The sequence below is a fragment of the Pseudomonas mosselii genome, from assembly GCF_005796105.1.
GTDB classification, from domain to species: Bacteria; Pseudomonadota; Gammaproteobacteria; order Pseudomonadales; family Pseudomonadaceae; genus Aquipseudomonas; species Aquipseudomonas mosselii_C.
In genome coordinates, this window is the sequence record NZ_VAUO01000001.1 from 683,519 (window position 1) to 699,262 (window position 15,744).

Consider the following 15,744-nt stretch of genomic DNA (forward strand, 5'->3'; position numbering starts at 1 on the left):
GGTGGCTGGCGTCCGGCAAGAGGCAAAAACAGGCGCTGGATGCGCGAGGCATCAGCCGTGATTCTGGGCCTGCATGGCTTGACGCAGGCTCAACGGCCGCATGTCGGTCCACACCGATTCGATATAGGTCAGGCACTCTTCCTTGCTGCCCTGCTTGCCGGCCGCGCGCCAGCCTTGCGGTATTTCCTTGTAGTCGGGCCACAGGGAGTACTGCTCCTCATCGTTGACCACAACCAAGAAACGCGTTTCAGGACTGTCAAGACTCATGTTTCACTCCTTTTCCACTGAAGATGCGAGCGCTCGTCAGGTAGCCCGAGCTTTGCAGGTGAACGAGCGTAGGATAATATAGTTAATAACAATTATCATTAAACATTGGCGTGACCGCTAGCACGCTCTGGTGCCATAGACGGGATCGCCTGCCTGCCCCGGAGTTGTTTATACTGATCACTCCAGTGATAACGAGTCTCACCAGCAAACGCCTCCGTATGCCAAGACCCACATCCCCCCTTATCACGCATTGCGCAATGCCGTCTGACGGTGAAACTAGGCCGCGAGGATGATCGCCAGCCTCGCCCCGCTGTTCAGCGGCCCACTGGCGGACTATGCGCAAAACCTGCAACTGGCAAGCGAGCAACCGCCCGCACTCGCAGGCTCGCAACTGTTCCTGCCGGACTATTTCGCCATGTTCATCCGCGACCTGGCAGCCCGACATGGCACCGACGACTTCATCGCGCTGACCTCTATCTGGTCGAAATGGTACTTCTGCTTCATAGCCCCTGCCGTGGCGGCCAGCTTGCTGCTCCAGCGCGAGCTACCTCTGGCCTTGGACGATGTCCGCGTCGCCCTTTCGGAGGCGGGAAAGCCGCTGGGCCTGCACCTGCCCCATGAAGGCAACGCTCTGCCACCCTGCCCCCCCTTCGCACGTTTCGAGGCCTTGATCGAGCAGCATCTGAAACCGGTGATCGAGGTCATGGCTGGCGTCTCGAACGCCTCGCCAAGACTGTTCTGGAGCAACGCCGGCAACCTCTTCGAATTCGCCACTGCACAAGCCCAACGGCATCCCCTGGCAACGTTCGATTGCACCGCCCCGGCCAGGGCGGTGATGGAAAGCCGCCTGCGCCCTGATGGTCGGCGCAATCCGCTGTTCGCACCGGTGTACTACAAGGACGACGGCGCTAACCCCCCGCAGCGGTTACGCCGTATCTGCTGCATTCGCTACCGCCTGCCGGGCGTCGACTATTGCAGCAGTTGCCCACTCGACCGCGACAAAACACCCGAATAAGCCGCTGCCACCGCCTACTTGGCCAACTCGAAGGGGGTCTCGCGGCTGTGGTCATAGTCCACCAACTGGCCGTAATCCAGGCGGTAGATGCGATCGGCTACGTCGAAGTAGCGGTCATCGTGGGTAATGGCGATGACCGTTTTGCCGGCCGCCTGCAACTCGGGCAACAGTTCGTGGTAGAACACGTGACGGAACAGCGGGTCCTGGTCCGCCGCCCATTCGTCGAGCAGCAGCACCTCGCGGCCCTCCATCATCAGTAACAGCAGGGCCAGGCGCTTGCGCTGCCCCTGAGAAAGGGCGGTGGTGGACAGGCGTCCATCGATGAACTGAACTTTGTGCGCCAAACCCAGGCGCTGCAGATAGTGGCCGACCCGCTCCTCCAGCCCTTCGAGCTCGCCGTTCTCGCCGAGCACATCGGCGAACAGGTAGAAGTCGGCAAAGATCGCCGCGAAATGTTCGCGGTGCCACTCGCTGTTCGAGGCCTCCAAAGGCACGCCATTGAGCGCGACCGTCCCCTCGCTAGGCTGGTAGAGGCCGGTCAGCAATTTGGCCAGGGTCGACTTGCCGCTGCCATTGCCACCAACGATAAAGATCAGTTCGCCACGCCGAACGTGCAAATCGATGGGGCCCAGCTGGAAAGCGAACTCGTCGCCCTGCCCAGGGTAGCGGTATTGTGCGTTGCTCAGGCGCAACTCGCGAAAAGGCTCGGCGGCCTTGGCCGGCAAGGTGAAGGGCGCCGTTTCGCCCAAGGCCAGGTCATCGATGGCCTGCAACGCCACATGGCCGCGGATCACTGCCGGGACGGCATCGAGGATCATCGAGATCGGCGTGCGCAGGAACATGATCGCCAACACGTAGCCCACCACCACCTGCTGGCTCAGCAACCCAAGGCCCTGGCCGAGGAAGAACAGCGTACCGATGAGCACGAACACCAGCAGCGACGTCCAGTTCAGGTTGATCGCCCACAGCGTATCGGCGCGTACCGAAGCCTGTAGCGAGGCCTGTGCGATAGGCTCCAGGCGCTGGTTGAACAGCAATTGCCGACGCTCGCGGCTCAAGGCCAGTTCGCAGCGGCCACTGATGGTCGCCTCGAACTGTTCGGTCAAGCGGTCATCCTGCTGGCGCACCTGCTGCATCAGGTGCTTGACCTGGCGCCCGAGCAGCACATCGAGCAGTACACCGAAGGCGATCACCGCCAGGGTCAGGGCGAAGAAGGGCAAACTCAGCCAAGCCATGTACGCCAAGCCCGCCAGCAGCAGCAAACCGTTGTACAGCGAGATCGGCAGTTGCTTGAAGGCCGTGGCCACGGCGGTCACGTCCTTGGTCAGCGCATTGTAGATGCGCGGACCGCCCAGTCGCTCGATGCGCTCCAAGGCGGTGCCCAGCACCTTGCCCACCAGGCGCAGGCGCAATTGATAGACCAGGCGATGGCCAATCTGCACCAGCAGCCACTGGGCTAAAGTCCCGCTGACGAACAACAGCACCAGCAGACCGGCGAACAGCGCCAGTGCCTGGCTCAGGTTATCCAGCCCCTGCTCCAGGCTGCGGTTGATGTAGCCGATCAGGCCGATACTGCTGGCCGCACTCAAGGCGCTGCACAGCACCGCCAGGAAAATCCGCCAGCGCGCATCGTGCAGCAGCTCCTTCAATAACATCATCAGTTGGGCACCTTTTCGGCTTGGTGTTGCGGCGCAGTGCTTGGCGCCAGCAGGGACAACAAATCCGCGCTCAGGCGCGGCTCGGCAAGGATTGCGTGATGGCCGACATCCAGACTCAGATCACGTACCGCCGCGCGCGTATGCGTCTGCCAGGCTGCACGCAGATCACGATGGGCATTGCTGCGCCACAACCAGATGGGCACATCGACCACCGGCAAGGCTTGTTCGTACAGACGCGTCTTGATCGTCCGGTAGCGCACCATCGCGGCCTGCAACTCGGCCTCAGCGCCGTGCCATTGCAGATGCTCGCGCACCTCGGCATCGGCCAACAGGCGGCTCACGCCCTCGGCATAATCGCAATCGACCAGTTGCCGGGCCAAGCGCTCGCGCAATGTATCGCCCAACGGCTGCGAACGGCTGCGACACAGGAACACCAGGTCAGCGAGTAATTGCCCGCCCTCGTCACCGTCGCCTATAAGGCTGCGCTGCGGATCATGATCCACCGCCGCCAAGGCCATGATATTGAAGCCAGCTGATTGTAGGTGCGCAATCAACAGCAGTGCCAGGCGCGAAGCCAGGCACCAGCCCAGCACCACCAGTGGGCGCTGCTTGAGCGACTCGGGAATGCTCTGCACATAGCGTTGCAGCAGCCTGTCCATATCCTGGCTTTGCCATTGCTCGTCAAATGCCGTCAGGCCATAAACGGCCTGGCTCTGGCCAAGTTGCGCGAGCAACGTTCGGTAGTCTTTCAGGTTGCCATCCGCGCCATGGACCAGCAGCAAGGCCGGCGCATCGCCGGCTGCATCGTTCAGCACCTGCCAGCCCTCGCTGCTCGCGCCCTGATCGAGGCCTTGCACCAGCTCGCGCACGGTCTGACGCTCGAACAGCAGATTGGTTGGCGGATGAAGCCCCAGTTGCTCGCGAATCAGAGCCACTACCTTGATCGCCGCCAGGGAATGTCCGCCGATGGCGAAGAAGTTGTCGGTCACGCCGAGATCTTCGACCCCCAGCACGCGGCACCAGATGTCCAGCACGGCGCTTTCCAGCTCGCCGACCGGGGCCACCCGCGCACCTTGCAGACGCTGCCGGGCACGTTCCAGCAGCGCTTGCCGATCGAGTTTGCCATTGCTGTTCAGCGGCAGGGTTTTCAGGGCGAAGATGCCGGCCGGCAGCATGTACTCCGGCAGTTGCTGGGCCAGGTCGTCGCGCAGCAGGTGCTCAGCCCTGCCCTGCCCTGGCTGTTCGACAATGAAGGCCAACAGGCGCTCACCATCGAGCAACACTGCCGCTTGCTGCACGCCCTGCACGCCGCGTAACGCCTGCTCGACCTCCGCCAGCTCCAGACGAAAACCGCGAATTTTCACCTGTTGGTCATTACGCCCGAGAATGCGCAAGGCGCCATCGGCCTGGCGCAACGCCAGGTCGCCAGTGCGGTACAACCGCGCGCCGGAGTGCCGGTCCTGGCCGAATGCCGAACTGCCGACATCACCCAGGTAGCCGCGACCGACACTGGCACCTGCCACGCACAGCTCACCCGCTTGCCCGCCAGGCACGGGGCGCTGTTGTTCGTCGAGCAGATAGATGCGGTTGTTGCCGAGCACCTGGTTCAAGGCCGTGCCGCTGATCCCCTGCTCGCTGTCGATGGCCCGCCAGAGCACGCCGACCGTGGTCTCGCTCGGCCCGTAGTGGTTGTACAGGCGGCAACCGGAGCCTGCTTGTGCCAAGCGCGCCAGCAGGCTTTCGCTCACCGCTTCGCCGCCAAGCACCAACACCTGACGTGGCAGCACACCTTCCAGCGGATGCTCACCGATCAGGGCCTCAAGGTGCGAGGGAACGATTTTCAGCACATCCAGTGGATGCTCGCGCAGTTCATCGGCGAACGCCTGCGCATCGGTGACACTGGCCTGGCTCAGCAGGTGCACGCAGCCGCCTTGCAGCCAGGCTGGGTACAGCACGGTATTGCCCAGGTCCGCAAGCAGCGACGAGACCAGCCCATAATGGGCACCTGCCGGCAGATTCAGCGCGTGAGTGATCCGGCTCGCGTAGTGGCGTAGCTGGCCCTGCTCGATCTGCACACCCTTGGGCTTGCCGCTGGTGCCCGAGGTGTAGAGCACATAGGCCAGGTGCTGCGGCGCGCTGGCCACAGGCGTCGCGAGTGGTTCGGCGCTGCTGGCCTGCGACCAGCTCAAGCTGGGCAGCTCGCAGACCTGGCCCGACTCATCCAGTTGCAGCACGAGCGCCGGTTGGCAATCCTCAAGAATACTGGCCAGGCGCAGCGGTGGCAGCGCCGGATCCAATGGCAGATAGGCCGCACCAGCCTTGAAGCAGGCCAGCATGGCGATCAGCATCTGCGCGCCACGCGGCAGCAGCAACGCCACGACCTGATCTGGGCCAACACCGGCCTGTTGCAAACTGCCGGCAACCCGGTCGCTCAGCGCGTCTACCTCGGCATAGCTCAGCAGCTGCCGGCCATCGCGCAGCGCTGGGCTATGCGGCTGGTGACGCGCATGGGCACGCAAGCGCTCGATGATATCGACGTCCGCCGGTAGTTCCGCATCAAGCGCAGTGGGCTGCGCTTCTTCGGCCAGCAAGGCATCCAGACCGTCCAGCGGCGCTTGCGGCGCCTGCAGCAGTTGGCCGATCCAGTGCACGTAACGGCGCAGCAACAGCTGCATCTGCTCACGCCGATACAATCCGCTGTCGTACGTCAGCGCCAACTGGCCTTGGCCGGCGTCATCCAGCAGCCAGTGCAGTTGCAATTCCACCGGCGTGTCGAAGGACAAGGCCTGCAAGGCCTTAATGTCAGCCAGATGCTGCACACGCAGCCCGGCCTGATAGCTGGCCCGCCACTCAGGTAGCAGCTCGGCCTGGCCGAGGTACTCCTGCCAGAGCACAGCGTTTTCCAGTTGCCGGGCCAGCTGTCGGGCCAGGCTGACCCAACTGGCGTGCTCGGACACATGCACCTGCATGGGCAGCGTTTGCTCGAACAGCCCAAAGGCGCCCTGCAACTGCTCATAGTCGTCACGCGGATCGTGCTGCAAGCCCAACTGCGCATGACGCTGGCCGTTCAAGCGGGCGAGCAACGCGCCCCAGGCAGCCAGGGCGAGTGGCTCGATGGCCAGCGCCTCGCCCGCCGCCAGTGCCTTGAGCGCACCGCACAGGGCAGGGTCAAGCGCCTGCTGTACGCAGCCCCGGGCACCACTGGCCATGCCATAGCGCTCGATCAGACGCATCCCCGGCACCTCCTGCAAGGCCAGGTTGCGCCAGAACTGCACGCCCTGCTCGGCGTCCTCGTCCAGTTGCAGGCCGGTGATCCAGTCGGCGTAGTCGCTGTACTGCATCGGTTCGGCCTCCCCTGGCGTGCCCTGGCCTAGCAATTTGCCGCGCAGTTGCTCAAGGCTGTGCAGATCCAGCGAGCAGGCCGGCAGCGCCAGCCACAGTTGCTGATCGCACCACCAGGCGAGCAGATCGGGCTGCTGGGTCTGGCACTGGGCTTGAGCGTCGCGCTGCCAGGCCACCACATCGCTGCCCGCACCCGCCTGACGCCAGTCCAGGCGCAGTTCGTGCGGCGCGACCACGCGCTGGCGCAGGCCGGTCGCACCATGCGGACGCAGATAACGCAGGCGCAGCGCGTCGTGTTGCTCCAGGGCCTCACGCAGGCGCTGTTCGACCTGCTCGGGTGCTACGCCGGTGAGCGTCATGCGCACCCAGCGGTACGCCTGCGGGTTGGCCTCGGCCAATTGCTTCTGGGCCGGTGAAAGAGGTAGGCCAAGGTCCATCATGGTGTCATCTCCAGAGCAGTTTCCTCAGTCGTAGCCGGTGCGGCTGCGACCTGATCGCGGCGATAGATATCGCCCATGGCCACGACGATACGTCGCTCGCCCTCGAAAGGGTCGCGGGCATGCGCGGCAAGCATGTTGTCGAGCATCACCACATCGCCGCGCTGCCAGTCGAAGCGCACCGCACACCGCTCGTAAGCGCTATTGATCGCCTCAATGGCGGCCTCTTCCAGTTCGCTGCCATCTCCGTAGAACACCTGCCGGGGCATGACGCTATCGCGCCCCTGGAGGAATTGCTCGCGAATATCGGCATCGAGAAACGCCGGATGGTAAAGCTGGATCTGGTTGAAGAAGCTGGCATCGCCGGTCAGTGGATGGAGGATCACCGCCGGGCACACTTGGCGCGTGTGCAGTTCGTTGCTGCCGCGCCACTCGAACACGATCCCACCCTCACGGCAGATGCGCTCGACCTCGGCAGGCTCCTCAGTCTGGAAGAAGTGCTGCCAGCTGACATCAAGGCTTGCGCTGAAGTTGCGCACATACATCAGTTGCTTGCGACGCAGCTTGTCCTGCAACCAGGCAGGCAGCTCGCGGTACACCTGGCGGCTGTCGACAATCGGCGTGGCCCCGCCGTGGGTCGCCGGCGTCTCGCAATAGAACCACTGCCGACGCGGCCAGCGATGCTGGTGAGCACTTTCGTTGTGGAACATGATCATCCGGTCCTTCGGATAGGGCGTGGACTTATAGATCTTGTTGCCACCCTCCTTCTTCGGCAGATCGCCGTACTGGCCGTACAGCTCCGGGCACAGCGCCTGGCAGAACTGCTCGAAGTCCGCCGGGGTCGGCAGATCGAAACCACGGAAGAGAATCCCCCCGTGCTCGCGCAACCAGCCCTCCACCTGATCGCGATGTGCCTCAGCCCACACCGCAGGGGCCAGCTCGCGCTCGCGCAGTTGCACCAGCAGGGGGAAGCTGGAACCGGCGTGCAGGGGGCGGGTTTCGATCGGTGCGGCTGCGGCAGTCGGGCCATTGTGGCGCAGCTTGCCGAGCTTGCTCATCTTGCGTTGCAGCGGGTTGTCCGTGGTACTGGACATGGCAGCGGTTCCCTTGGAAGGCATGGGTAAGGCATCGATGGGGCGGTCCGGGGCATCCAGCGCAGCATCCAGCAGCGCCACGAAGCTGTCGCGCAAGCGCTCGATGGTAGCTGGGCGGAACAGGCTGGTGCGGTACACCCAGCGCAGGCTGAGGGCATCACCCTCGGCAGTGGCGAACAGCGCCATGTCGAACTTGGAATGTTGCTGCTCGCTGCTCAGCGGCGTGACTTCAAGGTTGCCCAGGCGGCGCGGCTGACGCGGCGTGTTGTCCAACACGAACAGGGTCTGCAACAGCGGATGTTGGTTGGCCACGCGCGGCAAATCGAGGCATTCCACCACTTGCTCGAACGGCGTGTCCTGCCAGGCGAAGGCATCCAGGCAGACATCGCGTACCAAGGCCGCCTGTTCACGCAAACTCAGCTCCGGTTGCGGGCGAATACGCAACGCCAGCAGGTTGACGAAGAAGCCGATTAGCGCTTCGGTAGCTGGGTGTTCGCGGTTGGCCACGTCGGTCCCGATGACCAGATCGCGGCCCTGGGTTTCGCGTTGCAGCACGGCCGCATAAACGGTTAGCAGCAGCATGAACAGCGACACGCCGCTGTCACGCTGCAAGGCCTCCAGGCGGGCCAGCGTTGCGGCTGGCAACTGGAAGTCCAAGGCAGCACCACCCCCGCTGTCGCGCTCGGCGCGTGGGAAGTCGAACGGCAACGGCACCTGGCTCGGTATCCCCGCCAGCGTACGTTGCCAGAACTGCTGCCCCTGGCGCTGACGCGCGCGCAGCGGCGCAGAAACTTGCCAGGCGGCATAGTCGACGTACTGAATCGCCAGTTCGTGCTCCACGGGAGTCTGGCCCTGGCTGTAGGCCTCGTAGCCTTCGACCAGCTCACTGATCAGCACCGAGCCGGACCAGCCGTCGGAGGCGATATGGTGCAGTACCAGTTGTAGCACATGTTCCTGCTCGCCCAGGCGATACAGAACCGCGCGCAGTGGCGCCTCGACGCTCAGGTCGAACGGGCGCGCGGCCACCTCATGCGACGCCTGCGCCCACTGTGCCTGGCTCAGGGTCAGCTCTTGCAACGTCAACGCAGAATCCGCCTGAATGCGCTGACGCGCCTCGCCCTGCTGCTGATGATAGGTGGTGCGTAGGATCGCATGGCGCCGGACCACACGCTGCAAGGCCTGCTGCAACGCCTGGGTATCCAGGGCGCCACGCAGGCGCACGTTGCTGCTCATATTGAAGCTGCTGTCGCTCGGTTGCAGTTGCTGCATCAACCAGACCCGTTGCTGCGCAGGCGACAGCGGCTGGTCGATATGCCGATCGACCAGCGTGATGCTCGAACTCGCCGGGTCGATAACCGTGGCCTGGGTGTCCAGGCGCGCCGCCAGCTCGGTCAGTACAGGCGTTTCGAACAGCCAGCGCAGCGGCACCTCGAAGCCTTGCTCGCGCAGACGCGAGCGCACCTGCGCGGCCATCAGCGAGTGCCCGCCGAGTTGGAAGAAATGCCCATCGAGCGGCACCTGCTCACGCTGCAATACCTGGCCCCAGATTTCGCTCAGCAGCGCCTCGCTGGCGTTCATCGGTCGCTGCACGCTGAGCGCGGCCGACGCTTGCAGGTTGCGCAACTGCGGCAATTGCCGGCGATCTACCTTGCCGTTGCTGTTGAGCGGCAATGCCGGCAGCGCCTGCAAATGGGTTGGCAGCATGTACACCGGCAGACGTGCCTGTAGATAGTCGCGCAGCGCCTCTGCGTCAGGCTCGCCAGCCGCGCTGGCAACCCAGAACGCAGCCAGCTGTTCGCCCTGCACCGCCACCACCGCCTGGGCGACTCCAGGGTGACCGAGCAGTGCCGCCTCGATCTCGCCCAGCTCGATACGGAAGCCGCGCAGCTTGATCTGATCGTCGCTACGGCCCAGGAAATACAACTGGCCATCGGCCTGCCAGCGGGCCAGATCGCCAGTGCGGTACAGGCGCCCACCCGCGCCGCCGAACGGGTCAGCGATGAAACGCTCGGCGCTCAACGCCGGCTGCTCGGCATAGCCACGTGCCAGCCCAAGGCCTGCGATATACAATTCGCCGGTACGTCCTGGCGGAACCTCACAGAGAAACTCATCGAGCACATGGCAGCGCGTGTTAAGCAGCGGCCGGCCAATCGGCACCACTGGCTGATGCAGCGCCTGCACCAGCGTCTGGGTCGACCAGACGCTGGTTTCGGTCGGCCCGTAGACGTTGATCAGACAACCAACGAATTGCTTCAGCTCGCTGGCCATCTCCGCCGCCAGCGCCTCGCCACCGGCCAGGGCGATCCGCCCAGCCAGTACTTGGCGATCGCCCTGCAACAGCATGGCCCAGGTCGCCGGAGTGGCCTGGATCAGTTCCACCGACTGTTCGACGATCAGTTGCGCCAGCAGCAATGGGTCCTGGCGTTGCTCGTCATCGGCGAGCACCACACTGCCCCCGCGCACCAACGGCAGGCACAGTTCCAGGCCGCTGATATCGAAGGTCACGGTGGTCAGCGCCAGGTAGCGATGCACGCCATCGAGCGGCAAGGCGCGCTCCATCGCCAGCAGGAAGTTGGCAAAATTGCCCCGGCTGATCTGCACGCCCTTGGGCTGCCCGGTGGAGCCGGAGGTGTAGAGGGTGTAGGCCAGTTGCTGCAAGTGCCTTGGCAACGCCGGTACATCGGTCGGCTGCGCTTGCAACGCTAGGTCCTGCCAACGCTGGCAGCGCAACGTGGCCGGGCAATGCGCCGGTTGAACATCGCACAGCAGCAGGTGCGGCCGTGCCCGCTCGATAATGGCCAGTTGCCGCGCAGGCGGATGGCTCGGATCGAGCGGCAGGTACTGCGCCCCGGCTTTCTGGATGCCCAGCACGCAGACCAGCAGGCGCTCGTCGCGCGGCAGGCAGAAGGCGATCGTCGACTCTGCCGTCACACCTTGCGCCAACAACCAGTGTGCAAGCTGGTTGGCCTGGGCCTGCAACTGCTCATAGCTCAGTTGTCGGTCGCGGCAGAACACGGCGGTGCGCTCGGGATGCAAGGCAGCCTGAACCTCGAAGCGGGTCACGAAATCCGCCTCGGCTTGCAATGGGGCAGCATCGCCTGCGCGGTGCAGGCGTTGCACCGAGAGCAGTGGCAGCGCCAGCAGCGGCTGGCGCAGATCGACATGCGCCAGGCTCGCCAGCACGCCCAGGTAGTCGTCCACCAGGCACTGGATACGCGCCGGGTCGAACAGCGCGGTAGCGTACTCGACGATCAGTTGGCTGCTGGCAGCATCGCCACGGCCCTGGCTGAACAGGTTGAAGGTCAGGTCGAACTTGGCGCTGATCGCTGCCTGCGGCAAGGCCAGCGACGCGACCGTGACCCCTGGCAGTTGCAGGCTGCGCTCGCCGAGGTGATCGACCTGGTAGTTGAACATGACCTGGAACAACGGCGTGCGGTCGAGGCTACGCTCGACCTTTAGCACGTCGAGCAGACGCTCGAACGGCAAGTGCTCATGCGCCCGGTCATCCGCCAGGCGCAGGCCCAGGTGTTGCAGGAAATGCTCCAGGCTTTGCCGCTCATCGAGCTGCACGCGGTAGGCCAGGGTGTTGACGAACAGGCCGACCAACGCCTGGCTGTCCGCCGCCTCGCGCCCCGACACCGGCAGGCCAATGGCAAAGTCGCGGCTCCCGGAGTGTTTCCAGAGCAGCAGTTGCTGCGCAGCGAAGTACAGCACGAAGGGGGTCACCCCAAGCTGCTTGGCACGGGCCGCGATAGCCGAGGTCAGCTCGCTGGACAACGCGAACTGCTCGCGCGCGCCGGCATACGCCTGGAGTGCCGGGCGCGGGCTTTCGCTTAAGGTCAGCGCCTCGTCACTCAAACCCTCCAGGCGCTGTTGCCAGTAATCGAGCAGTCTCTGCCCAGCATCCCCTTCCAGGGCCTGGCGCTGCGCTTCGATCACTTGCAGCAGGCCAGTGCCGGGCACAGGCTGGCGGCCCTCGTAGAGCGCGGCCAGATCCTGCACCAACAGCCCCATGGACCAGCCGTCCACGGCGATATGGTGTGCGTTGAATAGCAAGCGATAGTCGTCTTCTGCGATCTGGAACAGGTCGATGGCCACCAGCGGCCCGTGCGCCAGGTCAAAGACCCGCTGCGCAGCCAGGGCAATTGCCGCCTCCCGTGCCTCTGCCGGCGCTGCGCGCAGATCGTGCAGGGTGAAGCTGGCCTCGGGCACCTCCACCAGACGCTGACGTACTTGCCCATTGTCCTCGAAGAAACGGCAGCGCAGGGCTTCGTGACGTTCGATCAGGCTCAGGCAGGCGCTGCGCAGGCGTGACACATGCAGTTCACCCTGCAAGGCCAGCAGTTGCGTGACGTTGTAGGCGGTGGCTTCGGGTTCGAGCTGCTGCATGAACCACAACCGCTCCTGGGCATGCGACAGCCGTGCCATGGCACTGACCGAAGCTGGCGGCGCAGCAGCTGCGCTGCGAGCAGCCGGCGCCGGTTCCAGGACGGCTGCCAGTTGACGCGGCGTGGGGTTTTCCAGCAGTTGGCGCGGCATCAGGCGCAGGTCAGCCTGACGCAGTCGCGCGATCAGTTGCAGGCTCAGAATCGAATCGCCACCTGCGGCGAAGAAGTCATCGTCCGGCCCCAGTTGCGGCTGCGCCAGCAGCTCGCGAAAGGCTGCCAGAATAAGCGCCAGCCGTGGCTGTGCGCGGCAGTCGGCGCAGGCTGCCATGCCCGCCAGGGTGGATTGTTCCAGCACGTCGCGTGGCTGCAAGCGCAGCCCTTCGCGTGCAGCCAGGCCGATCAGTTGCAAGCTGAGAATCGAATCGCCGCCAAGGGCGAAGAAATCGTCCTGGCGAGTGACCGTCGCGCAGCCAAGTACCTGGCACCACAGCTTGGCCAGCAATTGCTCGCTGACGCCCAGGGGGGCCTGTCCGCCCTCGTCTGCCGTCAGGTTGGTTTCGGGCTCGGGCAAGGCGCGGCGATCCAGCTTGCCATTGGCGGTCAGTGGCAAGGCGTCCAGGCTCTGCCAGTACGCGGGTTGCAGCGGTTCGGGCAACTGCGCCCGGGCCTGCGCCTGGATGGCGTTCAGCACGTCCGGGGTCAGGCGCGGTGCAACATAGGCGACCAGCTGCAAGCGCCCCTGAATCTCGCAGGCCAGCACGGCAGCTTCACGGACTGGCGACTGCTGACTCAGCCAGGCACTGACCTCACCGGGTTCTACGCGGAAGCCGCGAATCTTCACCTGATCGTCCTGGCGCCCGAGGAACGCCAAACGTCCATGCTGATCCAAGCGGACCCGATCACCGCTGCGGTAGAAACGCCGCCCAGCCTCATCGATGAAGGCGCCAGCAGTGACGTGCGGCTGGCCAAGGTAGCCCAGCGCGACCTGTGGGCCGCCGATCAGCAGCTCGCCCGCCACGCCACGCGGCACCGGCTGGCCGGTCGCATCGACGATACGCAGCTCGGTGTCGGCCAATGGTTGGCCCAGCGCCAGGTAAGTGCCGTGCCCGGCCTCGGTGACCTCGCCACAGATTACGCCGACGGTGGTTTCCGACGGGCCATAGTGGTTGAACACGCGCAGCGCTGGCGCCAGTTCGCGGATGCGCCCGAACAGCGCTGCATCGAAGCTTTCGCCGCCCAGGATCAGCAACTGCCGTGGCAGTACCCGCCGGGCATCGTCCAGCGCCAGTAGGCCACGCAAATGCGAGGGCGCGATTTTCAGGCAGTCCACCGGATGTTGCGCGAGAAAATCGGCCCAGCCAGGTGGATCGAAGGCCAATGCGGCCTCCGGCAGGATCAGTGGATCACCTGCGTGCAAGGCGGCGAAGACGCAGGTCAGGCCAAGGTCGGCAGCGACCGTGGCCAGGGTCGCCCAACGGCTAGCGGCGCGCGCTTGCAGGCGTTGGCTGACGGCAGCGGCGTAATGCGCCAGGTTCGCATGGCTGACCAGCACGCCCTTGGGCTGGCCGGTGGAGCCTGAGGTGTAGATCAGGTACGCGGCCTGCTCGGGCTGGCTAAGGCTGGGCACAGGCTGGCGAGGTGCGGGGGCAGCAAGGTCGGCAGCGCTCAGGTGCAGATGCGCGAGCGCGCCGTTCAGCGCGGGCGCCTCGGCCAGGCTCAGCAACAGGCTCGCTGCGCTGTTTTCAAGCAGTTGCTGCAAGCGCTGCACAGGCTGCGCCGGGTCGAGAAACAGGCACGTTGCACCACGTTGCCAGCAAGCCAGCATCGCCAGCACCTGCTCGGCGCTGCGCGGCATGCACAGGGCGATGACCTGGCCGGGGCCCACGCCTTGCTCGGCCAGGCGTAACGCCAGTGCCTGCACGGCATTCGCCAGATCGCCATAGGCCAGCGATTGCCGGGAATCGCACAGCGCCGGGGCTTGCGGCGTGCGCACCGCCCACTGTTGCACCTGTCGGTCCAGTGGCTCAGGGTTGGCGCCCAGCGCCGGCCCTTGCAACTGGCTGCCCGGAGACGCCAGGCGTAGCGCCGACAAGCGCTGGCCAGGGTTGGTCGCGGCCTGCTGCAGAATGGCTTGCAGATCGTCGAGCAGTTGCTCGACGGTGGCCGCCTCGAACAGCTCGTCGCTGTATTCCAGCTCGCAGCGCAGGCGCTGGTCGGCGCCACGCAGCAGGCGCAGGGTGAGATCGAAACGGGCGTGGCGCTGCGGCGGGTCGAGCACCTCGACGCTGACCCCCGGCAGGCTCAGGGTGCGGCTTTCCGGCAATTCCACCTGCACGAACATGGCCTGGAACAACGGGCTGGAACGCGGCCGGTCAAGGGCTTCGAGAACCTTTTCGTACGGCAGGGTCTGCTGGTCGAATGCCGCCGCCACACTGTCGCGGGTACGCAGCAGGGCGCTGCGAAAGTCCGGGTCGTCTTCCAGGCGCTGGCGAATGACCAGGGTGTTGAGCAACGGGCCAATCAACGGTGCCAGCTCGGGGCGATCGCGTTGTGCCACCGACGTACCCAGGCACAGGTCACGCTCGCCGCTGTAGCGCGCCAGCAGCCAGGCGAAGGCGGTCAGGCCAAAGATGTACAGGGTCACGCCCTGCTCGCGGACGGACGCATCCACCTGCGCGGACACTTCAGCCGGCAGTTCACGGACGCGTACCACGCCACTGTGGCGGCGCTGATGGGCAGGCGGACGCGGATGGTCGCAGGGCAAGGCCAGCGGTCCTGGGGCATCGGCCAACTGGCTGCGCCAGTAATCGAGCTGCTGGCGGCAGGCGTCGCTGGCCAGCCACTCGTGCTCCCAGGCGGCATAGTCGGCGTACTGGATGTCGAGCGCCGGCAACTGGGCGGGCACACCCAGGCTCAGGGCACGGTAGCCCTCGGCCAGTTCGCGGGTCAGTTGCTGGGCCGACCAGGCATCGTAGGCAACATGGTGGATGGTGAAGAACAGCCAGGTGCTGCCCTGCTCGACCTCGCTGAATGCGCGCCAGCGCCACGGCACTTCTCGGCTCAGGTCGAACGGCTCGGCCAGTTGCCGGGCGTACTCGTCGGCGCACCATTGCTGCGGGTCGGCAAGGGCCTCGCATGGGAGCGGCTCGACTGCCGGCAGGCCCGCCGTCCAGGGCTCGCAATGCGCCTGCAAGCGGCCTGCTGTATCAGGCACGTAGCGCGTGCGCAGGATCGCGTGCCGCTCCACCAGTTGCTGCATGGCCTGCTGTAGGCACGCCAGATCCAGACGCCCATCGAAGCGCAGTACCGAGCAGAGGTTGTACAGCGCACGGCCGCTCACGGCCTCGGCCGTGAGAAAGCGCAGTTGCGCATGGGCCAGCGGCACCGCTGCCTGCGCGCCAGTGGTCGGGACAATGGGCAGGCGCCAGCTATCGATGCCCTTCTCGGCCAGGCGCTCACGGAACAGCTGCTTCTTGTCCGCCGGCAGTGAGGCCAGGCGCTGGGCGATCTCGACAAACGCCTGTTGGTTGGTCGCATTCATCT

The 15,744-nt window shown here is 65.2% G+C and carries 5 protein-coding genes; 1 reads left to right on the forward strand and 4 read right to left on the reverse strand.

All coding sequences use genetic code 11. The annotated features are described in order from the left end of the window. Positions 1 to 51: 51 nt before the first annotated feature. Positions 52 to 267, reverse strand: coding sequence for an MbtH family protein (locus tag FEM01_RS03205; protein WP_138217820.1), 216 nt, complete (start codon positions 265 to 267; stop codon positions 52 to 54). Positions 268 to 556: 289 nt separating this feature from the next. Here FEM01_RS03205 and fhuF point away from each other — a divergent pair, with 289 nt between their 5' ends. After that, positions 557 to 1,282, forward strand: coding sequence for a siderophore-iron reductase FhuF (fhuF, locus tag FEM01_RS03210; protein ID WP_138217821.1), 726 nt, complete (start codon positions 557 to 559; stop codon positions 1,280 to 1,282). Positions 1,283 to 1,296: 14 nt separating this feature from the next. On the opposite strand, the gene FEM01_RS03215 is transcribed toward fhuF, so the two are convergent. The 3 genes from FEM01_RS03215 to FEM01_RS03225 are packed head-to-tail and all read right to left on the reverse strand — an operon-like array spanning position 1,297 to position 15,742. Further along, entirely contained in the window at positions 1,297 to 2,940 is a 1,644-nt protein-coding gene (locus FEM01_RS03215) for a cyclic peptide export ABC transporter (RefSeq protein ID WP_138217822.1), read from the reverse strand. Further along, positions 2,940 to 6,722 carry a non-ribosomal peptide synthetase gene (locus FEM01_RS03220; RefSeq protein WP_138217823.1) on the reverse strand — a complete coding sequence of 1,261 codons (3,783 nt, stop codon included), beginning with the start codon at positions 6,720 to 6,722 and terminating at the stop codon, positions 2,940 to 2,942. Before FEM01_RS03220 ends, FEM01_RS03215 begins: the two co-directional genes overlap by 1 nt. Next, positions 6,719 to 15,742, reverse strand: coding sequence for a non-ribosomal peptide synthetase (locus FEM01_RS03225; protein WP_138217824.1), 9,024 nt, complete (start codon positions 15,740 to 15,742; stop codon positions 6,719 to 6,721). Before FEM01_RS03225 ends, FEM01_RS03220 begins: the two co-directional genes overlap by 4 nt. Positions 15,743 to 15,744 lie beyond the last annotated feature (2 nt).